Origin of the sequence: Sandarakinorhabdus sp. AAP62 (genome assembly GCF_000331225.1) — a bacterium.
GTDB lineage: Bacteria > Pseudomonadota > Alphaproteobacteria > Sphingomonadales > Sphingomonadaceae > Sandarakinorhabdus.
The window spans coordinates 231762-257986 of record NZ_ANFY01000004.1 but is presented as its reverse complement, the minus strand read 5'-3'; the positions used below and the strand labels follow the sequence as shown (position 1 = coordinate 257986).

Annotated in this window: 29 protein-coding genes; 14 read left to right on the top strand and 15 right to left on the bottom strand. The window is 66.6% G+C overall.

The window, feature by feature from the left end:
• Positions 1 to 212: hypothetical protein (locus D619_RS18015; protein WP_026090713.1), on the top strand; the 212-nt coding region annotated here is incomplete at its 5' end.
• A gap of 22 nt (positions 213 to 234) precedes the next feature.
• On the top strand, positions 235 to 1329 hold the full coding sequence (locus tag D619_RS0104590; RefSeq protein WP_017667396.1) for a zinc-binding dehydrogenase: 1095 nt from the start codon (positions 235 to 237) through the stop codon (positions 1327 to 1329).
• Between the two features lie 13 nt (positions 1330 to 1342).
• On the opposite strand, the gene mtgA is transcribed toward D619_RS0104590, so the two are convergent.
• From mtgA to D619_RS0104575, 3 genes are read right to left on the bottom strand one after another with little or no spacing between them, the layout of a single operon-like run.
• Positions 1343 to 2035, bottom strand: a complete 693-nt coding sequence (gene mtgA / locus D619_RS0104585) for a monofunctional biosynthetic peptidoglycan transglycosylase (protein WP_017667395.1) — start codon at positions 2033 to 2035, stop codon at positions 1343 to 1345.
• A gap of 58 nt (positions 2036 to 2093) precedes the next feature.
• Positions 2094 to 3008: an RNA polymerase sigma factor RpoH gene (gene rpoH / locus D619_RS0104580; protein ID WP_033372893.1), complete on the bottom strand. Its 915-nt coding sequence runs from the start codon at positions 3006 to 3008 to the stop codon at positions 2094 to 2096.
• A 4-nt stretch (positions 3009 to 3012) separates the two neighbouring features.
• A complete protein-coding gene (locus D619_RS0104575) occupies positions 3013 to 3975 on the bottom strand; it encodes an RluA family pseudouridine synthase (RefSeq protein WP_017667393.1) in 963 nt (320 codons plus the stop codon).
• Between the two features lie 53 nt (positions 3976 to 4028).
• Here D619_RS0104575 and D619_RS0104570 point away from each other — a divergent pair, with 53 nt between their 5' ends.
• The 8 genes from D619_RS0104570 (at position 4029) to D619_RS0104535 (ending at position 9700) form a co-directional block, all read left to right on the top strand.
• Entirely contained in the window at positions 4029 to 4397 is a 369-nt protein-coding gene (locus tag D619_RS0104570; RefSeq protein WP_243442604.1) for a M67 family metallopeptidase, read from the top strand.
• Positions 4397 to 4648, top strand: a complete 252-nt coding sequence (locus D619_RS15570; protein WP_051033454.1) for a cold-shock protein — start codon at positions 4397 to 4399, stop codon at positions 4646 to 4648. The genes D619_RS0104570 and D619_RS15570 overlap by 1 nt, the downstream gene beginning before the upstream one ends.
• On the top strand, positions 4648 to 5190 hold the full coding sequence (locus D619_RS0104560) for a hypothetical protein (RefSeq protein WP_152417299.1): 543 nt from the start codon (positions 4648 to 4650) through the stop codon (positions 5188 to 5190). The genes D619_RS15570 and D619_RS0104560 overlap by 1 nt, the downstream gene beginning before the upstream one ends.
• Positions 5191 to 5293: 103 nt before the next feature.
• A complete protein-coding gene (phaP, locus tag D619_RS17135; protein WP_017667389.1) occupies positions 5294 to 6127 on the top strand; it encodes a phasin family protein in 834 nt (277 codons plus the stop codon).
• Between the two features lie 193 nt (positions 6128 to 6320).
• Positions 6321 to 6665 (top strand): ATP-dependent Clp protease adapter ClpS, encoded by a 345-nt coding sequence (clpS, locus tag D619_RS0104550; RefSeq protein ID WP_026090712.1) that lies wholly within the window; start codon positions 6321 to 6323, stop codon positions 6663 to 6665.
• A 202-nt stretch (positions 6666 to 6867) separates the two neighbouring features.
• A complete protein-coding gene (locus tag D619_RS0104545; protein ID WP_017667387.1) occupies positions 6868 to 7566 on the top strand; it encodes an SDR family NAD(P)-dependent oxidoreductase in 699 nt (232 codons plus the stop codon).
• Between the two features lie 86 nt (positions 7567 to 7652).
• Positions 7653 to 8357: a pirin family protein gene (locus D619_RS0104540; RefSeq protein ID WP_017667386.1), complete on the top strand. Its 705-nt coding sequence runs from the start codon at positions 7653 to 7655 to the stop codon at positions 8355 to 8357.
• A gap of 53 nt (positions 8358 to 8410) precedes the next feature.
• Complete coding sequence (locus D619_RS0104535; protein WP_017667385.1) at positions 8411 to 9700, top strand: APC family permease; 1290 nt, start codon at positions 8411 to 8413, stop codon at positions 9698 to 9700.
• Here D619_RS0104535 and D619_RS0104530 read toward each other — a convergent pair.
• On the bottom strand, positions 9697 to 11079 hold the full coding sequence (locus tag D619_RS0104530; protein WP_017667384.1) for a deoxyribodipyrimidine photo-lyase: 1383 nt from the start codon (positions 11077 to 11079) through the stop codon (positions 9697 to 9699). The genes D619_RS0104535 and D619_RS0104530 overlap by 4 nt on opposite strands.
• Before the next feature lie 77 nt (positions 11080 to 11156).
• On the opposite strand from D619_RS0104530, the gene D619_RS0104525 reads away from it, so the two are divergent.
• A complete protein-coding gene (locus D619_RS0104525) occupies positions 11157 to 12038 on the top strand; it encodes a D-amino-acid transaminase (protein WP_017667383.1) in 882 nt (293 codons plus the stop codon).
• A gap of 33 nt (positions 12039 to 12071) precedes the next feature.
• Here D619_RS0104525 and D619_RS0104520 read toward each other — a convergent pair whose 3' ends face one another.
• Genes D619_RS0104520 through D619_RS0104485 form a run of 8 tightly spaced genes read right to left on the bottom strand, consistent with a single transcriptional unit; the run spans position 12072 to position 19598 of the window.
• Positions 12072 to 12632, bottom strand: coding sequence for a periplasmic heavy metal sensor (locus D619_RS0104520; protein WP_017667382.1), 561 nt, complete (start codon positions 12630 to 12632; stop codon positions 12072 to 12074).
• On the bottom strand, positions 12629 to 12970 hold the full coding sequence (locus D619_RS0104515; protein WP_017667381.1) for a hypothetical protein: 342 nt from the start codon (positions 12968 to 12970) through the stop codon (positions 12629 to 12631). Before D619_RS0104515 ends, D619_RS0104520 begins: the two co-directional genes overlap by 4 nt.
• Positions 12967 to 13545, bottom strand: coding sequence for a sigma-70 family RNA polymerase sigma factor (locus D619_RS0104510; RefSeq protein WP_020480384.1), 579 nt, complete (start codon positions 13543 to 13545; stop codon positions 12967 to 12969). The genes D619_RS0104515 and D619_RS0104510 overlap by 4 nt, the downstream gene beginning before the upstream one ends.
• Positions 13546 to 13566: 21 nt before the next feature.
• Positions 13567 to 14505, bottom strand: coding sequence for a histone deacetylase (locus D619_RS0104505; protein WP_017667379.1), 939 nt, complete (start codon positions 14503 to 14505; stop codon positions 13567 to 13569).
• A complete protein-coding gene (gene pepN / locus D619_RS0104500) occupies positions 14502 to 17093 on the bottom strand; it encodes an aminopeptidase N (protein WP_017667378.1) in 2592 nt (863 codons plus the stop codon). Before pepN ends, D619_RS0104505 begins: the two co-directional genes overlap by 4 nt.
• A 48-nt stretch (positions 17094 to 17141) precedes the next feature.
• Positions 17142 to 17522 (bottom strand): hypothetical protein, encoded by a 381-nt coding sequence (locus tag D619_RS0104495; protein ID WP_017667377.1) that lies wholly within the window; start codon positions 17520 to 17522, stop codon positions 17142 to 17144.
• The gene (locus tag D619_RS0104490; RefSeq protein ID WP_017667376.1) at positions 17519 to 18508 is read right to left on the bottom strand and encodes a phosphotransferase family protein; all 990 of its coding nucleotides are present in this window, start codon (positions 18506 to 18508) and stop codon (positions 17519 to 17521) included. Before D619_RS0104490 ends, D619_RS0104495 begins: the two co-directional genes overlap by 4 nt.
• Positions 18498 to 19598 (bottom strand): hypothetical protein, encoded by a 1101-nt coding sequence (locus D619_RS0104485; RefSeq protein ID WP_017667375.1) that lies wholly within the window; start codon positions 19596 to 19598, stop codon positions 18498 to 18500. Before D619_RS0104485 ends, D619_RS0104490 begins: the two co-directional genes overlap by 11 nt.
• Before the next feature lie 101 nt (positions 19599 to 19699).
• Between D619_RS0104485 and D619_RS0104480 the strand changes: the two genes are divergently transcribed.
• From D619_RS0104480 to D619_RS0104470, 3 genes are read left to right on the top strand one after another with little or no spacing between them, the layout of a single operon-like run.
• A complete protein-coding gene (locus D619_RS0104480) occupies positions 19700 to 20881 on the top strand; it encodes a M48 family metalloprotease (RefSeq protein ID WP_017667374.1) in 1182 nt (393 codons plus the stop codon).
• A gap of 45 nt (positions 20882 to 20926) precedes the next feature.
• Complete coding sequence (locus D619_RS0104475) at positions 20927 to 21733, top strand: hypothetical protein (protein ID WP_017667373.1); 807 nt, start codon at positions 20927 to 20929, stop codon at positions 21731 to 21733.
• On the top strand, positions 21730 to 24003 hold the full coding sequence (locus D619_RS0104470) for a xanthine dehydrogenase family protein molybdopterin-binding subunit (protein ID WP_017667372.1): 2274 nt from the start codon (positions 21730 to 21732) through the stop codon (positions 24001 to 24003). Before D619_RS0104475 ends, D619_RS0104470 begins: the two co-directional genes overlap by 4 nt.
• Positions 24004 to 24187: 184 nt before the next feature.
• Here D619_RS0104470 and D619_RS0104465 read toward each other — a convergent pair whose 3' ends face one another.
• From D619_RS0104465 to D619_RS0104455, 3 genes are all read right to left on the bottom strand, one after another.
• Complete coding sequence (locus D619_RS0104465; protein WP_017667371.1) at positions 24188 to 24589, bottom strand: hypothetical protein; 402 nt, start codon at positions 24587 to 24589, stop codon at positions 24188 to 24190.
• Positions 24590 to 24670: 81 nt separating this feature from the next.
• Positions 24671 to 25480 (bottom strand): universal stress protein, encoded by an 810-nt coding sequence (locus tag D619_RS0104460; RefSeq protein WP_017667370.1) that lies wholly within the window; start codon positions 25478 to 25480, stop codon positions 24671 to 24673.
• Between the two features lie 14 nt (positions 25481 to 25494).
• Positions 25495 to 26211 (bottom strand): Crp/Fnr family transcriptional regulator, encoded by a 717-nt coding sequence (locus tag D619_RS0104455; RefSeq protein WP_017667369.1) that lies wholly within the window; start codon positions 26209 to 26211, stop codon positions 25495 to 25497.
• Between the last annotated feature and the right edge of the window lie 14 nt (positions 26212 to 26225).

Genomic DNA, 26225 nt, shown 5'->3' with positions numbered 1-26225 from the left:
CCCGCCGCAATGCGCTGCCGGAAGCCGATCTGCTGCCGGCAGGCGGGCGGGCGTGGACGGTGGCCAAGGCCGATGCCGTTGCCCACCTGCGCGCACGGCTTGCCGAACTGGGCCGGCCGCGCCCGATCGACGCTGCCAGCGCCCGCCGCGAACAGGCCCGCGCGGCCGACATCGTTACCCGATTCGAGCGCCAATGCGGCGGCATCTACTGATTTCAACCCGAGGACACGACCCATGCGCCAGCTGCAATCAACCATCACCTCTGCCGGTGAACTCATCCTGGCGCTGGCCGACGTGCCGGAACCGGAAGCCGGCGCCGGCGAGATCAAGATCCGCATCGAAGCGGCGCCCATCAACCCGTCGGATATCGGCCTGCTCACCGGCGCGGCCGACATGACCACCGTGCGTGCCGAGCCCGGGGCGATCCGTGCACAGGTGCCGCCGGCGCTGATGCGGGCGATGGCGGCGCGCGCCGATCAGGCGATGCCCTGCGGCAATGAAGGGGCCGGCACCGTGGTCGCCGCCGGTGCGGGTGCGGAGCATCTGCTGGGCCGCAAGGTCGCCATCATCGGCGGCGCGACCTATGCCGATTATCGCGTGGTGAAGGCCGAGGAAGCGCTGGTGCTGCCGGAAAGTGCGACGGCCGAACAGGGCGCATCCTGCTTCGTCAACCCGCTGACGGCGCTGGGTTTTGTTGAAACCATGCGCGCCGAAGGCCATAGCGCCATCGTCCACACTGCTGCTGCCTCGAACCTGGGCCAGATGCTGGTGAAAATCTGCAAGGCCGATGGCGTGCCATTGGTAAACATCGTGCGATCGGCCGAGCAGGTGGCGATCCTGAAGGCCATTGGTGCCACCCACGTGATCGATTCCACCGCGCCCGATTTCATGGCGCAGCTGGTGGCGGCCTGCACTGAAACCGGCGCGACCCTGGCCTTTGATGCGATCGGCGGCGGGCCGCTGGCCGGGCAGATCCTCACGGCGATGGAAGCGGCGATCAACAGCCGTCCTGGCGGCTACAGCCGCTATGGCTCGGAAGTGCTGAAGCAGGTTTATATCTATGGCGGGCTCGACATGGCGCCGACGACCTTCGGACGCGGTTTCGGCATGGCCTGGGCGGTGGGCGGCTGGCTGCTGTTCCCGCGCATGCGCACCTTTGGCCCCGGCACCTATGCCCGGCTGAAGCAGCGCGTGGCCGATGAACTGACCACCACCTTCGCCAGCCATTACAGCCACAAGGTGAGCCTGGAAGAAATGCTGGAACCGGCGGCCGTCGCCGGCTGGTATCGCCGTGCCACGGGGCAGAAATATCTGGTGGTGCCGGCCTGATACTTGTTGGTCGTCAATTCCACAGGCAGGCGTCAATGCCCTCATCGCGCACGACCCGAACGCGCTTTTCGATGCGGCGGGCATAGCGGCGCACGGACCTGGAGGGCTTGTTGACGCTGCGCTTGATGGGCTGGGGCAGGATGGCGGTCAATTTTGCCGCCTGGGCCGGCGACAGCCTGTCCACCTTGGTGCCGAAATAATGGATCGACGCCGCCGGCATCCCATAGATGCCCGGCCCCATCTCGACGATGTTGAGATAGACTTCCATGATCCGCGGCTTGCCCCACAACAGCTCGATCAGGCCGGTGAACCAGACTTCCAGGCCCTTGCGCACATAGGATCGTTCCGGCCACAGGAAGGCGTTCTTGGCGGTCTGCTGGCTGATGGTGGAGCCGCCGCGAAGCTTGCGGCCCTTCAGATTGGCCTCGGCGGCGGCCTTGACCGCTTCGAAATCAACGCCGTGGTGATAGCAGAAATTGGCATCTTCCGCCCCGATCACGGCGCGCGGCAGGCTGCGCGACATGGCGGTGAGCGGCACCCACGCATGTTTCACCCGCTGGCCTGCGATGGCGTCGCGCGCCATCAGCCAGGTCATCGGCGGCGGCAGGAAACGATAGGCCACCACCCAGATGATGCTGAGCAGGATGACAGCACCCAGCAGCCGGAAAAACCAGCTGACAAGAACCCCGATGGCGCGCCCGATCATGGCTGCATCTGCCGCCAGTCGGGCGCGGCCGTCAATGTGCTAGCGCCGAAACAGGCGCTCAGACTTGCTCTGGCAGCAGCCGCTGTTCGGCGGCGGCGGTCTGCATCGCCTTGGCCAGCTTCTCGAAGGCGCGCACCTCGATCTGGCGCACGCGTTCGCGGCTGATGTCGTAGCGCTGTGACAGTTCCTCCAGCGTTTCCGGTTCGTCGATCAGCCGGCGCTGGGTGAGGATATCGCGCTCGCGCTCGTTCAATGTCGCCATCGCCGTCACCAGCAAGGCGTGCCGCTGGTCCCGCTCTTCGCTGTCGGCCAGAAGTTCATCGGCCAGCGGGCCATCATCGGCCAGCCAATCCTGCCACTGGCCCTCGCCTTCCTCGCGCAGCGGCGTGTTGAGGCTGGCGTCACCGCCATGGCCCATGCGCCGGTTCATCGAGACGACTTCGTCTTCATTCACGCCCAGCGTGGTGGCGATCTGCTCCACCTGCTCGGGACGCAGATCGCCGTCTTCCACCGCGCCGATCTTGCCCTTCAGCCGGCGCAGGTTGAAAAACAGTTTTTTCTGGGCGGCCGTCGTGCCGATCTTCACCAGGCTCCAGCTGCGCAGGATATATTCCTGAATCGCCGCCTTGATCCACCACATGGCATAGGTTGCGAGGCGGAAGCCCTTTTCGGCATCGAATTTGCGCACGCCCTGCATCAGGCCGATGTTGCCCTCGGCAATCAGCTCGTTCACCGGCAGGCCATAGCCGCGATAGCCCATGGCGATGCGCGCCACGAGCCGCAGGTGGCTGGTCACCAGCTTGGTGGCAGCGGCCGGGTCCTGATGCTCCTGCCAGCGCTTGGCCAGCATATATTCCTGTTCCGGGCTCAAGAGCGGAAACTTGCGGATTTCGGCCAGATAGCGGTTCAGCCCGGCTTCCGAGCCCAGGGCCGGGATGCTCGTCTGCTTCACGGCGGGAAGATTTGCACTCATCGTTTCACTCCAGTCCGGTCCCGTTCAGGCGACCGATCAACGCCACCATATCGGCTGGCAGGGGGCTTTCGAAACAAAGCTTTTCTTGGGTCACGGGATGCACAAACCCCAGTGTGGCCGCGTGCAGGGCCTGGCGTTCAAAGGCCAGTTCCTTGAGCAGGGCAGCCAGTTTTCCGGGAGCGCGTCCATACACGGCATCGCCCAATAGGGCATGGCCGATGGACGCCATGTGAACGCGGATCTGGTGGGTGCGGCCGGTTTCCAGCCGACATTCCACCTGCGCCGCACCCGTGAAGGCCGCGACCGTGCGAAAGTGGGTGACGGCATGTTTGCCGCGGCCATCCTTCACGATGGCGATTTTCTGTCGGTTGGTGGTGCTGCGCGCCAGCGCGCCTTCGATGCGGCCGGCCGGCGGCACCGGCACGCCGCCCACCACGGCGGTATAGCGGCGTGTCACATCGTGGCGGGCAAACTGCGCCGCAAGGCCCTCGTGGGCCTTGTCGGTCTTGGCGACGACCAGCAGCCCCGAAGTGTCCTTGTCGATACGGTGGACAATGCCCGGCCGCGCCACACCGCCAATGCCCGAAAGCCGCCCGGCGCAATGGTGCAACAGTGCATTGACCATGGTGCCATCATAGTTACCGGCGGCCGGATGCACGACCAGCCCGGCCGGCTTGTCCACCACCAGCAGATGATCATCCTCGTGCACGATGGCGAGCGGGATATCCTGGGCGACTGTATCCGATGGGCGGGCTTCCGGCACGTCAAGGGTGAGCGTCTCGCCGCCCTTCATCTTGGTGGCCGGATCCCAGATCACGCCCGCCGCGCCCGTCAGGCGGCCGCCCTGCACCAGGTTCTTCAACCGCTCGCGGCTGTACAGCGGCACGGCTTCGGCCAGCGCCTTGTCCAGACGCTGGCCCGCCGCCGTGGCCGGCAAGGTGATCAATATCGACTTTTCAGCCCCCATAGCCTAGCGATGTTGGCATGAAGTTGCAGATATCAAGCGGGGATCGGCAGTTTTTGCTGGCAACAGCAGCCGCCACCCCGGACGAGGAAGTGTGTGGCTTGTTGCTGGGCCGCTCTGGTCGGGTCGAAACGCTGGTGCCGGCGCGCAATGTCGCGCGCGATTCCGCCCGCAGTTTCGAGATTGATCCGGCCACATTGCTGGCGGCGCACCGCACCGCGCGTGGCGAGGGCCGCCAGGTGATCGGCCACTGGCACAGCCACCCCAATGGTCGCCGCGAGCCTTCGGCGCGCGATGCCGGCCGTGCCAGCGAAAACGGCCAGATCTGGCTGATCATCGCTGGCGGCGACATCGCCGCGTGGGTGCCGCAAGCCACTGGCCCCGGCCCGGCCACGTTCCAGCCCATCGCCATCGAGGTGGCATGATGGCCAGTGGCGAAGTGAAGTGGTTTGATGGCAAGAAGGGCTATGGCTTCATCACGCCCGATCTGGGCCCGCGTGATGTGTTCGTGCATGTTTCGGCGGTGAATGCGGCCGGGCTGTCACGTTTGCTGCCGGGGGAGCGACTGGATTTCGAATTGGCGCAGGATGGCGATGGCCGCCTGATCGCGCTGGGCCTGATGATGCGAGACGATGGCGGGGGCAAGTCTCCCTCCGCCGAACCGGGGGTGGAGTGATGAGTGACTTGAGCCATTGGGTTGTGCGCTGGCTGTGCCATGATCTGGCCACGCCGATTGCCAGCGTGATGACCGCCAGTGAATTGCTGGACGATGTGAAACCCGATGCCGAGATCAACGAGCTGATCATGTCGGGCGCGCAGCGCCTGACCGGGCGGCTGCGGCTGGTGCGGCTGGCGCTGGGCGCCGGGGAAAGCGCCATGGCCGGTGCCCCGCTGGGCCGGCTGGTGATGGCCGGGCTGGATGGCACCAGCGTGGACTGGCAGTTCACCGGCGATGCCATCGATGGCATGGCGCCGCTGGTCGCCGGCTGCGCCATGCTGGTGGCCGATCTGAACCGCACGCGGGCGCTGGTGGTGACGATGGACGGGGTCGAAGTGCCCCAGGGCTGCAACTGGCCCGATTCGGTCGCCGCGGTGTTTGCGGGCGAACCCGCCAGCGACAATCGCAGCGCCGTGGCCAGCATGCTGCTGGCCACGGCCGCGCGCGCCGGCAAGACTCTTTCCTGTGATGGCAAGGGCTTGCATTGGGCTTCGCACTGACACCGACAACGGCTGCAGGAATTTTGTTGCACTGCAACATGGTCCCTCTTGAAAGCGGCCTGCAGTCTGGTTATGTTGCATTGCAGCAAAGCCGGAGACGCAGATGACCAGCAAGACCTCAGCGCCCAAGTCCAAGCCAGCCGCCAAGCGTGCGCCGGCTCAGGCCAAGGTGCCGGCCAAGTCGGCGCCTGCAGCAAAGGCTGAAGCCGTGACCATCGCAACTGCACCGGAACCGCCGGTGGCTGAAGTGGTGGTTGAAACTGTCGCTGCATCGGCGCCAGAAATCGTCGTTGCTCCGGCGCCCGAACCGGTGGTGGCCCCGGCCGCTGCCAAGCCAAGGTTCACGCCGGAACCCGCCGATCTGGAACCCGCCGCGACTGTTGACCCGATTACCTCCACTTCACCCTCTTCCGAATCCGCACGAAAGGAGCCGATCATGGCCACCGCTTTTGAAACCACCCAGGACGCCGTTCGCACCACCGTCAGCCAGCTGAGCACCCAGGCCGAAGCCGCCATGAGCAATGGCAAGGCCGCCATGGAGCAGGTTGCCGCCAAGTCCAAGGAAGCTGTCGAAGCCAGCATGAAGAGCATGGACGAAATGACCGAAGTGACGCGCACCAGCGTTGACGCGCTGATGACCTCGGCCAAGGCCGCCACCGCTGGCATCGAGCAGCTGATGGCGCACCTGACCGAAGCGTCGAAGAAGTCGTTCGAAGGCACCACCGCCATGATGAAGACCATGGCCACTGCCAAGACCCCGAACGATCTGATGCAGCTGCAGAGCGATTTCGCCAAGGCGCAGTTCGACGAAGCTGTCGCCCAGTACAGCAAGATGACCGAAATGATGGTCAAGCTCGCCGGCGAAGTGATGGAGCCGATGCAGAACCAGATGGCAGTTGCCACCGACAAGCTGAAGTCGGCCTGGACCGTCAAGTAAGCGCCTGGCAAGTAGGCACGCCGCGCCGCCCGACCGGGCCGGCGTGACAGCAAGGGGGCGAGCGGCCAGCATGGCGGCTCGCCCCTTTCGCGTTGTCGCGCCCCTTTTTTTGGCCCAGCGATTTGCTATATAGGTGCGTATTGCTCCCCTTTTCCCCGGGTTTCCCTTGATGCTGGCTGGCCTTGAACCGCGCATGACTGATGACGAGCGCGACGCTGGTGACGCCGGGGGCGGCGGCGGCCGCACCGGTGTGGGCCTGGCCACCAAGCCCGAAACCAGGACGGCCAAGCCGGCGCTCTACAAGGTGCTGATGCTGAACGACGATTACACCCCGATGGAGTTCGTCGTCCTCACCCTGCAGCGCTTTTTCAAGATGACCATCGAGGATGCGACGCGGGTGATGCTGCATGTGCACCAGCGCGGCGTGGGTGTGTGCGGCATCTTCACCTATGAAGTGGCCGAGACCAAGGTGAACCAGGTCATCGATTTTGCCCGTCAGCACCAGCACCCGCTGCAGTGTACGATGGAGAAGGAGTGAGGCCTGCGTTGCAACGGCTGGCGGTCCTGATGTTGACGGCTGGTTGCTTTGTTGCCGGATGGACCCTGAACGGCTGGTTGAGCGTCGACGCGTGTTTGGATGCCGGTGGTGGCTGGGTCGAAGCTGGAAGCTACTGCGAGCGAGGTTGACCTGCGACCACGCGGTCCCTGACCTTCAATCCGTCCCGGGTTAAAGCCTTGGCATGACCCTCCTCCCCAGTTTTCAGCCCGGCCTGCATGCGCTCGTCGTCGGCGCAACCGGTGGCATCGGCGCGGCCTTTGCCGATCTGCTCCATACCGATCCCGATGTAGTCAGCGTGACGCGCTGGAGCCGGTCGGGCGGCGTTGACCTCACCGATCCGGCCAGCATCGACGCAGCCGCGGCCGCCCTCACCGCCCCGCCCGACCTGGTGTTCATCGCCACCGGCGTGCTGCACGGCGCCGGGCTCAGTCCGGAAAAAGCCAACAGCCAGCTTTCCGCCGCAGCGCTCACCACCGCCTTCGCCATCAACACAGTCGGGCCGGCGCTCGTCGCCCGCGCCGTGCTGCCGCTGATGCCGAAAGGCCGCAAGACCGTGCTGGCGGCGCTCTCCGCCCGTGTCGGCTCGATTGCCGACAACCGGCTGGGCGGCTGGCACAGCTATCGCGCGTCAAAGGCGGCGCTGAACCAGCTCATCCGTACCATGGCCATCGAACAGGCGCGGCGAAATCCTGAGCAGATCCTGCTGGCGCTGCACCCCGGCACGGTCGATTCCGGCCTGTCCAAACCCTTCCAGAAAGGCGTGAAGACGCTGTTCACGCAGGAGGAATCCGCCCGCCATCTGCTGCGCGTGATCGATCAGGCCACGCCGGCACACTCCGGCCTGCTGCTCGACTGGCAGGGCGAAGTCATTCCCTTCTGACATGGCTGCTGCGACGCCCATGCATCTGGTGCATTGCCCCCGCTCTCCCATATCGGCCGCAAGCAACCCAACACAGGGGACATGACATGCCCACCTATCTGCACCGTCTTTCCGAACAGCGCGGCCAGGCCGATCATGGCTGGCTGCGTGCCAAGCACAGCTTCTCCTTCGGCAATTATTATGACCCGAAGATCATGGGCTTCCGGGCCCTGCGCGTGATCAACGAGGATCGCATTGCCGGCGGCGGCGGGTTCCCGACCCACCCCCACGACAATATGGAGATCGTCACCTACATCCTCGATGGCGCGCTGGAGCACAAGGACAGCATCGGCAGCGGCGCCGTGATCCGGCCCGGCGAAGCCCAGCGCATGAGCGCCGGCACCGGCATCCGCCACAGCGAGTATAACGCCAGTGCCAGCGATCCGGTGCATCTCCTCCAGATCTGGCTGCTGCCCAACCAGCGCGGTATCGCGCCGGGCTATGAGCAGAAGACCCTGCCCACCGTCGCCGCCGGGGAATCGCGGCTGGACATCGTCGCCGCACCGCAAGCGCCGGAAGGCGCCGTTACCATCCACAGCGACGCCAGCATCACCCGCGCCGTGCTGGCACCGGGCGGTGCGATCACGACACCGATCACGCGCGGCCACGCCTGGGTGCAGGTGGCGCGCGGCGCGCTGGTGGTGGACGGCCATGCCCTGAAGCAGGGCGATGGACTGGCCGTCAAGGACGCCACGTCGCTGGCCTTGTCGTCGGATGAAGGGGCCGAAGCGCTGCTGTTCGATCTGGCCTGATCCCATGGACAAGCCTGTGCCTTCCCCCTAGCCTGCCAAGGCAGGGGGTAGGCATGAACAGGACACAGACGACAGGCGGACTGGTCGCCGGCATCGGCCTTTGGGCCATGGTCGGCAATCTGGTCGGCATCGTCATCGGTGGCGGCATCTTCACGCTTCCCGGCGAAATTGCCGCGGCCATCGGCGCGTGGGCACCACTGGCCTATGTCGTGGCGGCCGGCGTCGTCGGCACCATCCTGCTGTGCTTTGCCGAAGCTTCGGCGCGCGTGCCGGCGAGCGGCGGGGTCTATGGCTTCACCACGGCGGCGTTCGGCCCCTATTGGGGGTGGCTCACCGGCGCGCTCACCTGGGCGGCGAACATCCTGGCCAGCGGCGCGCTCGCCAATGCTGCCATCGATGCGGCTGGCGCGTTGTGGCCGGGCCTGGCGGCGGGGACGCTGCGGCCCGTGCTGATCGCGCTGCTCTATCTGGTGCTGCTGGCCATCAACAGCCGCAATGTCGGCACGGCGGCGCGGTTTGTCGGCCTGTTCACCGTTTCCAAACTGGTGCCGCTCACGCTGTTTGTGCTGGTGGGCGCCTGGTTTGCCGAACCGGCCAATCTGGTGCTGCCATTGGCCGGCGGCCATGCCGATATCGGCCGCGCCGCGATCATGGCGATCTTCATCTATACCGGCATGGAAGGCGGCTTGTCTGTCGCCGGCGAAGTGCGCGATCCGGCCCGCACCATCCCGCGCGCCATCGCCATTGCGCTCACCCTGGTGGTGCTGATCTATGTCGGCATCCAGGCCGTGGCGCAGGGGCTGATCGGCAATGCGCTGGCCGGAGCCCCTGCCCCGCTCGCCACCGCGCTGGGCAGCGTGTCGCCGGGGCTGGGCGCGGTGATGGCCGTGGGCGCCATCATCTCGATCTTCGGCTTTCTCACCAGCGAAGCACTCAATTCGCCGCGTATCGTGTTTGCAGCAGCCCGTGGCGGCCTGCTGCCGCGCTGGCTGGCAGCGATCGAGCCTGGCCAGCAGGTGCCACGCAACGCCATCGCCGCGCATGTGCTGATCGCCGCCGGGTTGGCGATCAGCGGCAGTTTCGAAACCCTGATCATCGTCGCCACGCTGGCCAGCCTGTCCTGCTATGCCATCGGCTGCGCGGCGGCCCTGCGGCTGCGGGCCCTGGGCGTCGAACAGGCTGGCCCGGTGGCAGCGCTGCGCATCCTGAAACCGGCCGCCGTGGTGGCCTTTGCCGCCATCGCCTGGCTGATGGCGCAATCAACCCAGGCCGAAGCGACATCGCTGGCCATTTACGTGGGGGTGATCAGCCTGTTGTTCCTGCTGCGCCGCAAGGACGTCTAGGCGTTCTTGACCTGCGCCCATGCCGCCAGCGCCCGCGCCCGCGCCGCTTCATGGTTCACGATCGGCTGGGGATAATCCCGGCCCAGCTTCACACCGGCGCGGATCAGTGCCACGCCAGCCTCCCACGGCGCGTGAATGGCGTCGTCGGGCAGCTGCGCCAGTTCCGGCACCCAGCGGCGGATATAGGCCGCAGCGTCGAACTTGGCGCTCTGCCCCACCGGCGCGAATATGCGGTTGAATGGCGATGAATCGACGCCCGATCCCATCACCCACTGCCACCCTTGCGCGTTGCTGCCGTAATCAGCATCGACCAGGCAATCCCAGAACCAGCGTTCGCCGTGGCGCCAGTCGATCAGTTGGTGCTTCACCAGAAAGCTGGCGGTGATCATCCGCACCCGGTTGTGCATCCAACCCGTGGTCCACAGCTGCCGCATGCCGGCATCAACAATGGGATAGCCGGTCTGGCCGTGCTGCCAGGCGGTGAGGCCCACAGGATCATCGATGAATGGAAAGCGATTGAAGGCTTCACGGTTGGGCGCGTCGCCGTGATCGGGGAATTGATCGATGATGTTGGCGGCAAAATCGCGCCAGCCCAGTTCGCGCAGATAGGGTTCGGCAACGGTCTCGCCCACCGCATCGGCGATCACGTGCCAGGCGGTGTTGGGGGAGACTTCACCCAGCGCCAGATGCGGCGAAAGGCGCGAGGTGCCTTCCACGGAAGGCAGGTTGCGCGCGGTCTCGTAGCGGGCAGCACGGCGCGCAAAATCGGCCAGGCGCGCGGCGGCCCCGGCTTCGCCAGGCTGCCACTGCGAGAACCCGCCCGACCAGTCCGGCGCTGTCGGCAACAGGCCCCATTGGCTGAGATCATCGCTGGCGATGCTGCCCACATCCGCCCAGCGCAGATCAGGCACCGGGCGCGGGCGCGGCGGCGGCATCTGTTCCAGCAACTTCTTCCACCATGGCGTGAAGATGCGATAGCGCCCGCCAGTGCCGCTCAGCACGCTTTCCGGCGGTGCCAGTGTGACGCCCAGGTGCGGGATCACCGCGCCGGCTTCCGCCACTTGCACCGCCGCCCACGGTTCGTGATGGAGGAGCGCATGAACGTCGGCCCCCAGTTCGGCCGCCACGGCCCGCACGATCGGCCCGGCCCGGCCGCGGCGCAGGATCAGCCGGCCGCCACCCTCGGCGATGCTGCGGCCAAGGCGGGCAAGGCTGTGATGCAGCCACCAGCGCTGTGCCGCCCCCACCCGCCATGCGCCAGGGGTCTCATCATCCAGCACAAACAGCGCCGCCACTGGCCCGCGCGCCGCCGCGGCGATCAGGGCGGCGTGATCCGCGAGGCGCAGATCGTTGCGGAACCAGGCAAGCTGGGTGGCCATGGGGCAGCTCTCTCTCGACAATCAGGAGGGCCAGCCGCTAGACGCTCCTTCGCACAGAGGAAAGAGGACGCAACACCATGCCGCAACTGGCCTATGTCAACGGGCGCATCCTGCCGCTGGCTGATGCCACGCTGCATATCGAGGATCGCGGCACCCAGTTCGGCGATGCCGTGTATGAAGTGTGCGCGGTGATGAACCGGCGCATCCTCGATTGGCAGCCCCATTGTGCCCGCCTGCGCCGCAATCTCGCTGAACTTGGCATCATGCTCGATATTGCCGATGGCCCGCTCACCCTGCAGGCGCGGCGGCTGATCGCGGCCAATGGCTTTGCCGAGTGCATCATCTACATCCAGGTGAGCCGTGGGACGGCGAAGCGCGATCACGCCTTTCCGGGCGCGGCGCCGGCCAATCTGGTCATGCCAAATCTTGTTATGACCGTGCGGCGGTTCGATTTCGCCCAGCGCATCAGGCAACTCGAAACCGGCATCAGCGTCATCACCCAGCCCGACAATCGCTGGGGCCGGGTCGACATCAAGACCACCGGCCTGCTCGCCAATGTGCTGGCCAAGCAGGCCGCCAAGGATGCCAGCGCGTTCGAAGCCTGGCTGGTGGCCGATGGCGGGATCGTGCGCGAGGGCAGCAGCACCAACGCCTGGATCGTGAAGGACGGCCGCATCATCACCCACCCCACCGGCACGGCGATCCTGCCCGGCATCGCGCGGGACAGCCTGATCCGGCTGGCGCGCGCGGCGCAATTGCAAGTGGAGGAACGGCCGTTCACGCTGGCCGAAGCCCTGGCAGCCGATGAGGCCTTCCTCACCTCCACCACGTCGCCGATCCTGCCGGTGGTGCGCATCGACGGACAGAAGGTGGGCAGCGGGACCACTGGGCCCGTCGTGCGGCGACTGGCCGAACTCACCTGGAACGAAGTGGCCCGCCAGACGGGCTGGCGGGCCTGAGTTTCGGGCAAGCGCCCGTCCAGATTGCGAAGTTCAGATTTCCGGTTGTGGCGGTGCCGGAGGCGCCGGCGGCTGGCCCTGATGGCGCATCTGCATGCGGCTGCGCATCCGATCGCGCCAGCCTTCCATGCGGCCCTGCATGCGGGTCTTCATGGCACGGCTGTCGGTCACGAAGGCCTTGCGGTCTTCGGGGCTGAGCTTCTGGAAGGCCGCGAGCATCGCCGCCTGGCGCTGCTGACGGCTGGCGTCGGAAAGCGCACGTTCCTCGTCCATGGCCCGCTTCACGGCGGCGGCATCGAAACGATCGGCCTCCAGCGCCGCCAGCATCTTCTCACGCGCGACTTCCACCTTCTGGCGTTCGTCACGGCGATTGCCGCCCGCCATCATGGCGTCGTGCATGGTCTTGCGTCCCGCCTCGCTCATGGACGGGAACATACGGGCGCCCATGGCCATGCCGCGTTCCATGCCATGCGGGCCCTTCTGGCCGGCATGATGGCCCATCTGGGGCGGCGCTGGCGGCGCGGGGGACGCCGATTGGGCAAAGGCGGGGGCGGCAGCAATAAGCGCCGCCAGCAGCAGCGTCTTGGGGGTCATATCAGGTCTTCCTCGGCAGCCGTCGGCGTGAATACCAGGGCAAAGGCTTCGGCCTCGCCCGCTGCTGCCTCGGCCGACGGCGTGGCAGCAGCAATCTGCGTTGGGGGGGACGCAAAACGATCAGACAGGCCCAGCCAGCCACCAAGGGCGACCATCAGCGCCAGGCTGGCGGCCATCAGTGCCGGGCGCCACACGGCGCCTGCACGGCGCGGTGCTTCGCGGTGCTGCGGCAGCGTCAGGATGGCGGCCACATCAACGGACGCGCCCGCGACCGGAGCCGCCGCCCATTGGGCAAGCAGCACATCCAGTTCGGTTTCGGGGGGTTGGGCGGCGGTCACGAGATTGGGCTTTCGTTCATCAGGGTTCTAAGTTCATTACGGGCGCGGCCAAGCAATCCCTCGACAGCCTTGGCGGTGGTGTCCATCTGATCGGCGATTTCGGCCATGCTGAGCCCGTCGCCGTGAAACAGGCTGAGCGCCAGCCGCTGGCGCGGATTGAGCCGGGCCATCGCCATTTCCAGCCGGGCATGGCCATCGGCGCGGATGGCGGCGGCTTCGGGATCGGGGCGGTGATCGGCCAGTTCGGCAGCGGCATCGAGCGGCTGCACCGGGCGAAGGGCACGGCGGCGATCGAGGCAGAGATTGACGAGGATGCGGCGGAACCAGGCCTCGGCCGAACCGCGCGCCGGATCGAAGCGGGGGCCGTGCGTCCACAGCCGTGCAAAGGCCTGCTGGCAGACGTCTTCGGCCCCGGCCCGGTCATTCAGCGTGCGAAACGCCAGCGCCAGCGCCGGGCGTTCGAGCAGGCGCACCAACTGGGTGAAGGCAGCGCCGTCACCATCCGCCACACGCAGCATCAGCACCGTCGCCAGGGTGGCGGCGGGGGGAGCTGATCCGGGCGCGGGTGCTTCCATCTTCACATCGGCCTTACGCGGTCAGGCGGCCGCATCCCTCGCAGCGGTGCGCCATGCCTGCCAGCTGGCTCGCAGCGCCAGCGCATGGCGGCGGGCGACATCGGCTGGATCATTGGCATAGCCGCCGCCCAACGTGACCGCCAGCGCGGCCCCGGCCCGCGCTGCAAGCCGCGCCACCAGCACCTCGCGGGCAACAAGGCCATCATCGGTCAGTGCCAGCCGGCCGAGCCTGTCATCCTTGTGCGGATCGACGCCGGCCTGATGCAGCACCAGCCCCGGCCGATGCCGGGCGAGCAGCGCGCTGAGCGCCGGTTCCAGCGCCGCCAGATAATCCGCATCGCCGGTGCCATCGGGCAGGCCGATATCATGGGTGGAGCGCGCCTTGCGCACCGGGAAATTCTTTTCGGCATGGATGGACAGCGTGATGATGTCGTCGCGACCCGCCATGATGCGGGCCGTGCCATCGCCCTGGTGCACGTCGCAATCGACGATCAGGATGCAGCGTGCCTGGCCTTCGGCCACCAACCGGTTGGCAGCAATGGCGAGATCATTGGTGACGCAATAGCCGGCACCGCCGTCCGGCCCGGCATGATGGCTGCCGCCGGCGCCGTTGGCGGCCCAGCCGTGAGCGAGTGCATGCAAGGCCGCCGCGTGCGTGCCGCCGGCCACCAGCCGGGTGCGGCGGGCTACGGCCGGCGTGACGGGCAGGCCGATGCGGCGCTCCACGTCGGGGGGCACGCTGGCGGCGAGCACGGCATCGATATAGCCCGGATCATGCACTTCGTGCAGCCATTCCACCGGCATCAAGTCGGGATCGAGCGTTTGCACGCCCTGCCGCGCCGCCGCCAGCGCCGGCAACAGCAGCGCATATTTGCTCATCGGGAAACGGTGCCCCGGCGGCAGCGGCGGCGCATAATCGGGGTGATAGAACAGCGGCAGCGGCGGCTCTGCGAGGCTCACGCCAATGCCCGTGACGCCATCTCCAGCACGTCCTTCGACATGCCGGTGGTGCCGACGATGCGTTCCAGTTCACCGCGCATCAGGGCGCTGCGGGCGGCATCGAAGCGGCGCCAGCGGCCCAGCGGCACCGCCAGCCGGGCAGCGCTTTGCGGATTGATGCGGTCAACCGCGATCAGCTGATCGGCGAGCAGGCGATAGCCGGCGCCATCTTCGTTGTGGAACCAGCGTTGATTGGCAGCAAAGGCGCCGATCAGGCTGCGCAACCGGTTGGGATTGACGATGGTGAAATCGCGGTGGCCGATCAGCGCCTTCACATTGTCCAGCACATCGGGCCGGTTGGCCAGTGCCTGCACGCTGAACCATTTGTCGATCACGTCGGGATTGCTGGCAAAGCGCTGGTGGAAATCGGCCAGCACCGCCTCGCGCTCGGGTGCCAAGGCCTGATTGCTGCTGTTCACCAGCGCCGTCATCGCGCCCATGCGATCGGTCATGGTGGCGGCCGCATCATATTGCTGGCGGGCGGCCGCAAACGCCGCGTCCGAACCGGCGCTGACCAGATAGCCCAGCGCGACATTGGCCAGCCGGCGCGCGCCCTTGGCTTCGGGCGTGAGCGCTGCCGGATCGGCCGCCAGCGCCGACTGGCACTGGCGGTAGGTGTCCCACCAGATTGCTTCCAGACCCTGCGCAATGGCGAGGCGGGCAGCATCGCGGCGGCGATGGATGGCTTCCACTTCCACCAGCGCAGCGGCATCGCCAATGAACGCCTCGGTCGGCAACAGCACGGCTTCGCCCTTGAAGGCGGCGTCCAGACCGCCATCGAGCAGCGTATTGCGCACCGCCTCCACCAGTTCTGCCGGGCTGTCGTCGGTGGACAGCACCGAAAGGGCCAAGCGCTGGAAAGCCTCCCAACGCGCGAACGGATCGTCATCATGGGCCGCCAGAAAAGCCAGATCAGCCCGCGCGGTTTCGGCCTCCACCACCACCGGCGCGGAAAAACCGCGGTTGAGGCTGGGCAGCACGGGTTCCGCCACCGTGTCGAAGGTGATGTGGGTCACCGCTTCCTTCAGCTGCACCACCAGCTCCTCACCGACACGGCCCCCGCTGTGGCGGCCGATCAGCGCCAGGCGGAACGGCATGTGCAGCATCTGCTTGTGCGGCTGGCCCGGTGTGGCCGCCAGCGACTGGCGCAGCGTCACCTCCAGCTTGCTGCCTTCCTGCCGCAGATCGACGGCCACGCGCGGTGTGCCGGCCTGTTCATACCAGCGGCGGAACTGGCCAAGATCGATGCCATTGGCGTCTTCCATCGCCTTCACCCAATCCTCGCAGGTGACGGCCTGGCCATCGTGACGCTCGAAATACAGGTCCGCACCGCGCCGGAAACCTTCGGCCCCCAGCAGCGTGTGCAGCATGCGGATCACCTCGGCGCCCTTGTTGTAGATGGTCGCGGTGTAGAAATTGGCGATCTCGACATAATGATCCGGGCGGATCGGGTGCGCCAGCGGCCCGGCATCTTCGGGGAACTGCACGGCGCGCAGCGCCCGCACATCATCGATCCGTCGCACGGCCGCGCTGCCCTGATCGGCACTGAACTGCTGATCGCGGAAGACGGTGAGGCCTTCCTTCAGACTGAGCTGGAACCAGTCGCGGCAGGTGACGCGATTGCCGGTCCAGTTGTGGAAATATTCATGCGCCACCACGCCGGCCACGGCATCGAAATCCTGATCGGTGGCAGTTTCGGTGTCGGCCAGAATATATTTCGAATTGAAGATGTTGAGGCCCTTGTTCTCCATCGCGCCGGCGTTGAAATCGGCCACCGCCACGATGTTGAATTCATCCAGATCATATTCGCGGCCATACACCCGCTCATCCCAGTCCATGCTGGCCTTCAGCGCCGCCATGGCATGGGCGCAGCGCGAGACATCGCTCGCCGCCGTCCAGATGGCGAGCTTCACATGGCGGCCACTGGCGGTGACGAATTCATCCTCCAGCGCGCTCAACTGCCCGGCGACCAGCGCGAACAGATAGGCAGGCTTGGGCCAGGGATCGGTCCAGCTGATGTCGTGGCGGCCGCCGGGCAGATCCTGCGCCGCGCCGCGATCACCGTTGGACAACAGCACCGGAAATTGCGCCTTGTCCGCCTCCAGCCGCACCGCATAGCGGGAGAGCACATCCGGCCGATCGGGGAACCAGGTGATGGAACGGAAGCCTTCCGCCTCGCACTGCGTGACCAGCCGACCTTCGCTGGCATAGAGCCCCATCAGCCTTGTGTTGCGCTGCGGATGGATGACGACTTCGGTTTCCACCACCGCCGTATCGCCAGAGATGGCAAGGCTGAGCGTGTCACCATTGGGCCGGGCGGCAACGGCCTGACCATCGATGTGGATCGACGTGGTTTCCAGCGCATGGCCATCCAGCACCAGCGGCCGATCGTGCGGGCCGTTGCGCTGCACCGTCAGCCGCGCCCTGACCACGGTGCGCACCGGATCAAGCCGGAAATCCAGTTGCACGTCGGGCACCAGCCAGTCCGGCGCGCGATATTCCGACAGGCGCACTTCGGCGAGCGACGGGGTGGTTCGGGCGTCAAGCATGGCCCTATCGTGCGCGAAAGCCTCCGGCAGGGGAAGCTGTTTCTGCCCCTATTCGATCCCGACCGGCGGCGGCAGCATCAGGCCGGCCAGCACGGCCCATTCGGCTTCCGCTTCGGCTTTCAGCAGCGCCAGCGCCCGATTGTCGCCCTGGGCCAGCAGGGCGCCCAGGGCCGCCGCTCGGCTGTCGCGGCCATCCGCAGCGCCGCCAATCAGCGCGCGCGCTGCTGCGGCACAGGCGGCTTCCCGAGCCGGCCTGGCGGCCGTTTCCGCCGCCGCGATCATCAGGATCAGCGCCGATGTTGCCGCGGTGCCGCCGGCATAATTGGCATCGGGCGCGGCTGGTTGGCCGAGCAGCTGCAGAGCGGGCGCAACTTCATTGGCCTGGGCATTGGCCAGCGCAGTCAGCAAGGCGGGGAGCGGCAGGCTCATGTCAGGGCCTCCAACGCGCGGGCCAGGGTGACACAGTGGAAGCGATAGGGGATGGTGCCGGCAAACATCAGCACCGGATCATGGCTGCGGCCGTCGATGATCTCGCGGGCAGCGCTGATCCAGATCACCAGCCCCTGCACCTGCGCAAACAATCGCCACCAGCGCCAGCTTTCCGGGTTCAGCGTCAAGCCGGAAGCGGCTTCCCACGTCGCAATGGCTTCGGCCAGCGGCAGCGTGGCGGCGGGCCGGCCGGAAAAGTTCGACCACAAGGGATCACAGGCCCAGGCCAGATCCTCGTGCGCGTCACCGGGATGGACCATTTCCCAATCCAGCACCGCCAGCAGCGTTCCCGCCCCATCATGCAGGAAGTTGCCGGAGCGATAGTCGCCGTGCACGATGCTGATGTATTCCGGCGGCGGCGGCAGATTGGCGGCCAGCCAGCGGAAGGCGGCATCGAGCAGCGGTTCCGGGCGGAAGGCATCGGCATCGAACGCCGCTTTCCAGTGTGCCAGCCGGGCAGCGGCCGCATCGGCCGAGGCCATGGCTGGCAGTCTAGCACGCGCCGGATCGGCGGCGTGGATGCGGCCCAGTGCCGTGAAGAATTGCTGGCCGATGGCGGCCGCGTGCTCGCCATAAGGTTCGGGTTCGAGCAGGCCGGCGGCGGCCCCGCCCGGCACTTCGCGCATCAGGAAACCGGGGGAGCCGAAACTGTCCGGTCCCTCGTCGCAGAAAATGGGCTCCGGCACAGGAACATTGCTGCCGGCAAAACATTGGATGGCGCGATATTCGGCCAGCCGGTCCGTCTCGATCAGGCTCGACGGCGGATCGCGGCGCAGCACCAATGCTTCACGCCGGCCGGAGGCGCCAATCGCGTCGAAGCGATAGGTCTGCCGCGCCGAACCGCCGTGGAAACGCTTGAGGCCGCTGATGCTGACCGGTTCCCCCCAATGTTCGGACAGGAAACGGGCGAGATGTTCAGCCGGCAAGGTCGAACAGCTCCTTGAAACCCGACGGTGCGTGTGGACCAATCGCGAGTTGCTCGAACAGGCCGCGCCCCATCAGCGGCGCCGCGCCGCCGATCGACAGGCTGGCCTCGCTCAGGCCCTGCACATGCGCGTTGATCGGGTTGGCCGGATCGACGCCGGCCAGTTCGATCAGCTCGTGCGAAACCACGTCCGGCCCCTGGAACATCCCGTGCCCGCGCACCGGGTGGCCATAACCGATGCCCCGCATCATGAAATTCGCGCCGATGCGGAAATCCACTGTCACCGGCCGGCCGTCCTGCAGTCGCGCTTCCAGCCGGGCGGCGCCGGCATGGCGGCTGCCAGGGCGGAAGGCCAGCGCCATGCGGGCGTCTTCCAACGGGAATTCGGCGCCATCCTTCAGGCGTACCAGCACGCCGGCGCGGTTCCACGGCCGGCCATGTTCATCGTCGTTCGAATGGAAGAACAGGTGCCAATCATCAAAGGCCGTCGGTGTCCACAGCCAGAAGAATTGCGGCGGCGTTACCGGCTGCGGGCTTTGCGCATCAGGCGCACCGATGGGTCGCACACCCCAGCTGCGATCGCGGGTGCCGCGCCAGCCGGCAAGATCATGGGTCACGCCGGCAGCGCTGATCTGGCCGGTCCATGCCCCGCCCTGGGTCATGCGCGTCACGTCCATCAGCGTGCGGGTGCCGTTGCGGCGGATGAAGCGCGGCTCCAATATCGGCGCGGCGCGGCCGGTGAAGGTCAATTCGCCGGCGATGCCCGTCTCATTGGGCGCGATGGCCAGCCGCAGGCGCTGCAGCGGCTCCTCGACATGGAGGGTCACCGGGCCAACGCGCAGATTCATGCGCTCGCCGTGCAGGATGCGGCTGGCGAACAGGCTGTGCTGCTCCCCACCGGCCAGCACCGACACCGCGCAATCGATGATATTGAGATGGGGATAGATGCCCATCGCCACCCCCACCACCGCGCTGCCGTCCGGCGCTTGTGCGCTGAAGAAATAGCGATCGTAGAAATTGCGGTCCGTCCCTGAAACCGCGATCGGCTCCGGCGTCTGGTGGATGGGATAATCGTCGGCGCGGCTGAGCATGGCCTGATGGTGGCACGGCGGCGCGGTGCGGCAAGCTGTCAATAGGCTGGGCATCGGACATCAGCTGTGTTAGTCCATCAATACACAAGAGGGGACTCGCAATGACATTCGATCCGGAACTGGCGACACAGGCTTACATGGCGACGCTGAAGGGCGCTGCCCGCGCCCGGTCCGACGCCTATTTCGAAGGCGGCTACTGGCTGATCCTCTGGGGTTTCCTGGTGACCGTGGGCGCCAATCTGATCGTGCTGCAACTGGGCTGGGCGGCGCGGCTTTCGGCCTGGGCCCGAAGCAAGGCCGGGCCGATGCTGGCGGCGCTGCTGTTTGCCGTGCCCTATCTGCTGATCGTCACGCTGATCACCGCGCCCTACACCATCTACACCGAATTCTTCCGCGAGCATGCCTATGGCCTGTCCAACCAGAATTTTGCCGAATGGGGCGGCGAGCAGCTGATCGTCATCGCCGCCGACACGCTGATCGCGGCGATCCTGTGGATGGGCGTCCACGCCGTGATCCGGCGCTGGCCGCGCGGCTGGTGGGTGGGGGGCACCGGGCTGACCATCGCCGTGCTGATGGCGACGATCACGCTGGCGCCGGTCTATCTCGATCCGCTGTTCAACGATTACACGCCGCTGCCCGAAGGCCCGGTGAAAACGGAAGTGCTGAAGCTGGCGCGCGCCAATGGCGTGCCGGCCGACAATGTGTTCCTGGTTGATGCCAGCCGGCAATCGGATCGCATCTCGGCCAATGTCGCCGGCATGCTGGGCACCACCCGCATCGCGCTGAACGACAATCTGATGAAGCAGGACATCAACGAGATCCGCGCAGTGATGGCGCATGAACTGGGCCATTATGTGCTCAATCACATCTGGAAACTGCTGCTTGGCATGTCGCTGGTCATCGCCGTCAGCCTGGCGCTGGTGGCGGCGGGTTCGCCGTGGCTGCTGACGCGGCTGGGCGGCAACTGGGGCATAGCCGGCATGGCCGATCCCGGCGTGCTGCCGGCGCTGGTCATCGTGGTGAGCACGGTGTTCTTCGTGGCGACGCCAGTCACCAACAGCCTCATTCGCATCAACGAGCAGGAAGCCGACATCTTCGCCCACAATGCCGCCCGCGCCCCCGACAGCTTTGCCCGCATCGCCATGAAGCTGTCGCAATATCGCAAGATCGAGCCCGGCCCATGGGAGGAGATCATCTTCTTCGATCACCCCAGCGGCCACACCCGCGTGATGACCGCCATGCGCTGGAAGGCCGAGCATCTGGGCGAGGCGGACGTGCGGTAGAGGACAGCGCTGGCGTCGCCCCGACGGCCCCGCTACGGTAGGGCCATGCACCTCCTCATCCTCGGCCTGGGCTACAGCGCCGGCCACATCGCCGATGCGGCGCAGGCGGCGGGCTTCGCCATCACCGCGGTGCGCTCACGCGCGGCGCCTGGCGTGCTGACGCTCGACAGCCCGGAATTGCCGGACGCTATCGCCAGCGCCACCCACATCCTCTCCTCGGTGCCGCCTGCCAGCGACGGCAGCGATCCGGTGCTGGCCGCGCATGGCGATGCCCTGGCCAGGGCCCCGGCGAAATGGATCGGCTATCTGTCGTCTACCGGTGTTTATGGCGATGCCGGCGGGGCCTGGGTTGATGAAGGCGCGCCCCGCCAGGGCCGCCGTGGCGGGCGAAACCTGGCGGATGAGACTTGGGAGGCGCTGCACCCGCAGGCCCGCGTCTTCCGCCTGCCGGGCATCTATGGCCCCGGTCGTTCCGCACTCGATCGGCTCCGTGCCGGGCCGGTCGCGCGGATCGATCTGCCGGGCCATGTGTTCAGCCGCATCCATGTTGATGATATCACCGGCGCGGTGCTGGCCAGCATGCACGGCGGCCCGGCTGGTATCTATAACATCGCCGATGATCTGCCCGCGCCCGGTGAGGCCGTCACGGCAGCGGCAGCGCGGATGCTGGGGATGGCGCCATCGCCGCTGATCCCGCTCGATAAGGCCAATCTGTCGCCGATGGGCCGCGCCTTTTATGCCGAATGCCGCAGGGTGGCCAATGGCCGCATGAAAAGGCAGCTTGGCTATTACCTGAAATACCCTGATTATCATTCCGGCCTTGCGGCCTGCCTTGAGGAGATGCAGCGATGAAGTTCGGCACCGGCCAATCGGTTACCCGCGTCGAGGACGCACGCCTGCTCACCGGCAAGGGCAGCTATACCGACGATCAGTCCCGCCCCGGCATGCTGTTTGGCGTCACCCTGCGCAGCCCCTATGCCCATGCCGAAATCAAGGGCATCGATGCGTCGGCCGCGCTGGATGTGCCGGGCGTTGTCGCCGTCTATACCCACAAGGATGTCGCCGAATATGGCGTGATCCCCTGCCTGGTGCCGCTGTCGGGCGAGGTGAAGACGCCGCGCGTGATGCTGGCCGATGGCCGGGTGCGTTTCGTGGGCGACGGCGTGGCCTTCGTTGTTGCCGAAACCCGGGAAGCGGCGCGTGCCGGCGCCGAAGCCATCTGGGTGGATTATGAAGAATTGCCCGTAGTGGCCAGCATCACTGCGGCGTTGGCGGCTGATGCGCCGCTGATCTGGCCGGAAGCCAATTCCAACAGCCTGTTCGATTGGCAGGTCGGCAACCCGGCCGCCGTGGAGGCCGCCATTGCCGGCGCCGCGCATGTGACGCGCCTGAAGATCCTGCAGAACCGCATCGCCCCCACCTCGATGGAGGTGCGCGCGGCGCTCGGCGAGTATAGCGAGGCTGATGGCTTCACCCTCACCACCGGCAGCCAGGGCGTGGCTTCCATGCAGCGCGAACTGGCCAAGGCCATATTGAAGGTGCCGGTGGAGAGGATGCGCGTCGTCACCAACGATGTGGGTGGCGGTTTCGGCATGAAGAGCTTCCTGTATCCCGAATATGTCCTGTGCCTGCATGCCGCCCGCGCACTGGGCCGTCCGGTGAAGTGGACCGGGGAGCGCGGCGACGCTTTCCAGACCGACACCCACGGCCGCGCCATGGAAAGCGAAGCCGCGCTGGCGCTCGACAAGGATGGTCGCATCCTGGCGCTGAAGGTGGAAACCTGGTCCGATCTTGGCGCCTATCAGGCGCAATTCGGTCCGGCGATCCAGACCATGGCTGGCGGGCGCATCATGGGCGGCGTCTATCGCATCCCGGCCATCCACAATCTGGTGCACGGGGTGGTGACCAATACCACGCCCGTGGATGCCTATCGCGGGGCTGGCCGGCCGGAATCGGCCTATGTGATGGAGCGATTGATCGAAGCGGCGGCGCGCGAGATCGGCGTTGCGGTGGACGAGATGCGCGCCCGCAACCTGCTGACCCCGGCCGAGCTGCCCCACGAAAACGGCCTGGGCCTGACCTATGATATCGGCAATTTCCCGGCGGTGCTGGACCGCGCCAAGCAGGTCGCCGATTGGGCCGGCTTCCCCGCCCGCAAGGTCGAGGCGGCGAAGCGCGGCAAGCGGCTGGGCCGCGGCATGGCCTATTATGTGGAGATCGCCGGCGGCGGCGGCACCGAGGAACATGCCGATGTGCGCGTAGCCGCCGACGGCACGATCGAGATGTCGGTTGGCACCCAATCCAACGGCCAAGGCCACGAAACCGCCTATGGCCAGGTGCTGGCCGCGCGGCTGGGCGTGCCGATGGCGCAGATCCGCATCGTGCAGGGCGACACCAGCCGCATGGAAGTGGGCGGCGGTACCGGCGGTTCGCGGTCGATGGCCTTTGGCGGCGGCGCCGTGCTGGCGAGTGCCGACGACATGATCGCGCGCGGCACCGCACTGGCCAGTGCAGATCTGGGCAGCGACGTCGACTATGGCGACGGCCTGTTCAAGGCGCGCGGCAGCAACGCGACGCTGAGCTGGGCCGAACTCGCCAGCCGCCACCCGGGCGCACTGGATGGCCGCAGCCGTTACACCACCAAGGACAGCAAGCCCGCCCCCACCTTCCCCAACGGCTGCCACATCGCCGAGGTGGAGCTGGACCCGGATACCGGCACCATCGCCGTAACCCGCTACAGCCTGGTGGATGATTTCGGCGTGCTGGTGAATCCGATGCTGGTCGAAGGCCAGATCCATGGCGGCATTGCGCAGGGGCTGGGCCAGGCCGTGCTGGAGAATATCGTTTATGATGATGCCGGCCAGCTGATCACCGGCAGCCTGATGGACTATGGTATTCCGCGCGCCGATGTGATGCCGCCGGCGGTGCTGTTTGAAACGCTGAACACGCCGTCACCCACCAACCCGCTGGGCGTGAAGGGCTGCGGCGAAGCCGGCACCATTGGCGCCATGCCATCGGTGATCAATGCCATCATCGATGCGCTGGATGGCCAACAGCTGGAAATGCCGGCCACACCGGAGAAGCTCTGGCGGCTGGCACAAGGTTTGCCCAAGGCAGCGTGAGAGACATTCCCTCCCTGTAGGAAGGAAGGCCGCCGTCCCTGCCCGGGTCGACGGCCTTCCGTTGGTTGATCGGCCCGGCGTCACCCCCCGCAGGATGGGTGGGAGACGGGGGGTGCAGTCCGGTCGACAACCAACCTCGAAAGGTTGGCAGCTCCATCACCTGACATCCCCCAAATGCGGGCGCTCAAGCAAGGAAGCTGACAAATACAGCCCAAGCCACCATCAATAACGGGACAGTCATGACCTGGGCATAGGCGGCGCGGCCGGAAAGATAGCCGCTTGCCGTATCAATTCCCCACGCTCCCCGGCGCGGAATGTCATTCTCCCTGCGGCCTGAGGTCCGCTGCATCAGCAGCGGCAGGCCATAATAGGCCACCAGCACAAGGCCGAAGACCACGAAGATCAGACCAAGACCCGCAGCCGCCCGAAACGCAACATACATGATGGCAAGATAAGCCGCTCCGGCGCCTACCACCTGCGCTAACAGCTTGTTTGGCAAATCAAAATCGAGTCTCCTTACACCTTGTTCAGGTGCCCGGCTGCCTTCGATGGCAGTGCCATGCTCTTCGCGGAACTCGAATTTCATCTCTTCTCTCCCAGCCTGCGCCCCCAGCCGGGCGACAACGGGAAACTGCCATGGCCAAGCCGGCGCAGGCTTTGATCCAGATCAATGGGCGATCAGAATCGGCACTGGCGCATCGGCGAGCAATCCGCGCGTCACCCCGCCAAACAGCATCTGCCGCATGCGGCTGTGGCCATAGGCACCCTGCACGATCCACGTCGCCTGGCGTTCGGCGGCCACGCTGCGGATCACCTGCTCGATGCTGCTGCTGCCCTGGGCCCGTTCCACCACATCGGCATGGATGCCATGGCGTGACAGGAAGGCGGCGGCCGCCCGCACACCGAACGGCGTGTCCTTTTCTTCCACGGTCAACAGCGTAACGGCCTCGCTCAAGGCCAGCAGCGGCATCGCGGCACGCAGCGCCCGCGCGGCTTCCTGCCCGCCATCCCAGCACAGCAGCGCCGGCCCGGCGACGGTGATGCCGCGCGCACTTGGCGGCACTGCCAACACCGGCGCTGGCGCACGGATCGCAACATCGCCGGTGATGCCCAGCTGCAGCGCCCCCTGACGCGAAAACGGCCCGGCGCTCATCACCACCACGTCGGCCAACCGGGCATGCTCGACCAGCCGGTCGGCGCTGTCACCATCGGCGCTCTGCCATTCCCAGCTGACGCCTTCCTGGGCAAGACGGGCCTCCACGGCCACCCGCTCTTCCTTGCGGCGGGCCTCCACGGCGTCGATCAGCGTAGTCACCGGAAAGGCGCCCATCGCCGGATCGCCCAGCGCATAGGCCGCATAGGGCATCACCGACAGGCAGACGAGATGCCCGCCGCACGCGCGCGCCAGGTCAAAGGCCGCATTCAGCCGCGCCTCCTGGCCATCGTCGCCTTCAATATGCACAAGGATCGTCTTCATCGTTCCGTCTCCCTTCAGGCAAGTTCTTCGGCAGCTTCGGCAAGCGCATCAGGATCATGGATCGCAACGCGGCGGCCGCCGGGCAGACCGATCACCCCGGCATTCTTCAATCGCGTCATCTGGCGGCTGACCGTCTCGATGGTCAGGCCAAGCAGATCAGCCATGTCGCCCCGGCTGAGCGGCAATTCGATGGTGGTGATCGTATCACCATCATCATCGGTCGCACAGCGATCCGCGGATTCAACGATGAAGCCGGCAACCCGGGCCAGTGCCGTTGCCCGTGCCAGCCGGCTGAGCCGCGACCGCACCGCGCCCAGTTCGGCTAGCGTGCGGCTGAGCAGGGCGCGTTCCATGGCCGGATGATCGGTCATGGTGCGCTCCACCCGGCCTTGCGGAAACTGGCACAGCGTCACGGGCGTGAGCGCGACAATATCATGCGCGGCGGGCAGCGACTGGCCACCGGAAAAGGGGGTGCCAACGAAATCGCCCGCCCACAGCAAGCCCACGATGACCTCCTGCCCCGCCGGATTGATATGGCTGATCTTCATCAGGCCCTGCTGGATATTGGCGCAGAGCGATGAGATATCGCCGGCACGCACCAGCATCTCGCCGCGCGCCAGGCTGCGCTGGACGCCGCAGGACGCCAATGGCGCCAGTTGTTCATCGGCCAACACGCCGCACAGGGCCTGCGCACGCACCGTGCATTGCTTGCAACTGTTGCTGAACACCATGGTCTCTCTCCCAT

Excerpts from the sequence above, each read along its gene's own strand:
- D619_RS0104590 (WP_017667396.1), top strand. The coding sequence starts at position 235 with ATGCGCCAGCTGCAATCAACCATCACCTCTGCCGGTGAACTCATCCTG.
- mtgA (WP_017667395.1), bottom strand. The coding sequence starts at position 2,035 with ATGATCGGGCGCGCCATCGGGGTTCTTGTCAGCTGGTTTTTCCGGCTG.
- rpoH (WP_033372893.1), bottom strand. The coding sequence starts at position 3,008 with ATGAGTGCAAATCTTCCCGCCGTGAAGCAGACGAGCATCCCGGCCCTG.
- D619_RS0104575 (WP_017667393.1), bottom strand. The coding sequence starts at position 3,975 with ATGGGGGCTGAAAAGTCGATATTGATCACCTTGCCGGCCACGGCGGCG.
- D619_RS15570 (WP_051033454.1), top strand. The coding sequence starts at position 4,397 with ATGGCCAGTGGCGAAGTGAAGTGGTTTGATGGCAAGAAGGGCTATGGC.
- D619_RS0104560 (WP_152417299.1), top strand. The coding sequence starts at position 4,648 with ATGAGTGACTTGAGCCATTGGGTTGTGCGCTGGCTGTGCCATGATCTG.
- phaP (WP_017667389.1), top strand. The coding sequence starts at position 5,294 with ATGACCAGCAAGACCTCAGCGCCCAAGTCCAAGCCAGCCGCCAAGCGT.
- clpS (WP_026090712.1), top strand. The coding sequence starts at position 6,321 with ATGACTGATGACGAGCGCGACGCTGGTGACGCCGGGGGCGGCGGCGGC.
- D619_RS0104545 (WP_017667387.1), top strand. The coding sequence starts at position 6,868 with ATGACCCTCCTCCCCAGTTTTCAGCCCGGCCTGCATGCGCTCGTCGTC.
- D619_RS0104540 (WP_017667386.1), top strand. The coding sequence starts at position 7,653 with ATGCCCACCTATCTGCACCGTCTTTCCGAACAGCGCGGCCAGGCCGAT.
- D619_RS0104535 (WP_017667385.1), top strand. The coding sequence starts at position 8,411 with ATGAACAGGACACAGACGACAGGCGGACTGGTCGCCGGCATCGGCCTT.
- D619_RS0104530 (WP_017667384.1), bottom strand. The coding sequence starts at position 11,079 with ATGGCCACCCAGCTTGCCTGGTTCCGCAACGATCTGCGCCTCGCGGAT.
- D619_RS0104525 (WP_017667383.1), top strand. The coding sequence starts at position 11,157 with ATGCCGCAACTGGCCTATGTCAACGGGCGCATCCTGCCGCTGGCTGAT.
- D619_RS0104520 (WP_017667382.1), bottom strand. The coding sequence starts at position 12,632 with ATGACCCCCAAGACGCTGCTGCTGGCGGCGCTTATTGCTGCCGCCCCC.
- D619_RS0104510 (WP_020480384.1), bottom strand. The coding sequence starts at position 13,545 with ATGGAAGCACCCGCGCCCGGATCAGCTCCCCCCGCCGCCACCCTGGCG.
- pepN (WP_017667378.1), bottom strand. The coding sequence starts at position 17,093 with ATGCTTGACGCCCGAACCACCCCGTCGCTCGCCGAAGTGCGCCTGTCG.
- D619_RS0104495 (WP_017667377.1), bottom strand. The coding sequence starts at position 17,522 with ATGAGCCTGCCGCTCCCCGCCTTGCTGACTGCGCTGGCCAATGCCCAG.
- D619_RS0104485 (WP_017667375.1), bottom strand. The coding sequence starts at position 19,598 with ATGCTCAGCCGCGCCGACGATTATCCCATCCACCAGACGCCGGAGCCG.
- D619_RS0104480 (WP_017667374.1), top strand. The coding sequence starts at position 19,700 with ATGACATTCGATCCGGAACTGGCGACACAGGCTTACATGGCGACGCTG.
- D619_RS0104475 (WP_017667373.1), top strand. The coding sequence starts at position 20,927 with ATGCACCTCCTCATCCTCGGCCTGGGCTACAGCGCCGGCCACATCGCC.
- D619_RS0104470 (WP_017667372.1), top strand. The coding sequence starts at position 21,730 with ATGAAGTTCGGCACCGGCCAATCGGTTACCCGCGTCGAGGACGCACGC.
- D619_RS0104465 (WP_017667371.1), bottom strand. The coding sequence starts at position 24,589 with ATGAAATTCGAGTTCCGCGAAGAGCATGGCACTGCCATCGAAGGCAGC.
- D619_RS0104460 (WP_017667370.1), bottom strand. The coding sequence starts at position 25,480 with ATGAAGACGATCCTTGTGCATATTGAAGGCGACGATGGCCAGGAGGCG.
- D619_RS0104455 (WP_017667369.1), bottom strand. The coding sequence starts at position 26,211 with ATGGTGTTCAGCAACAGTTGCAAGCAATGCACGGTGCGTGCGCAGGCC.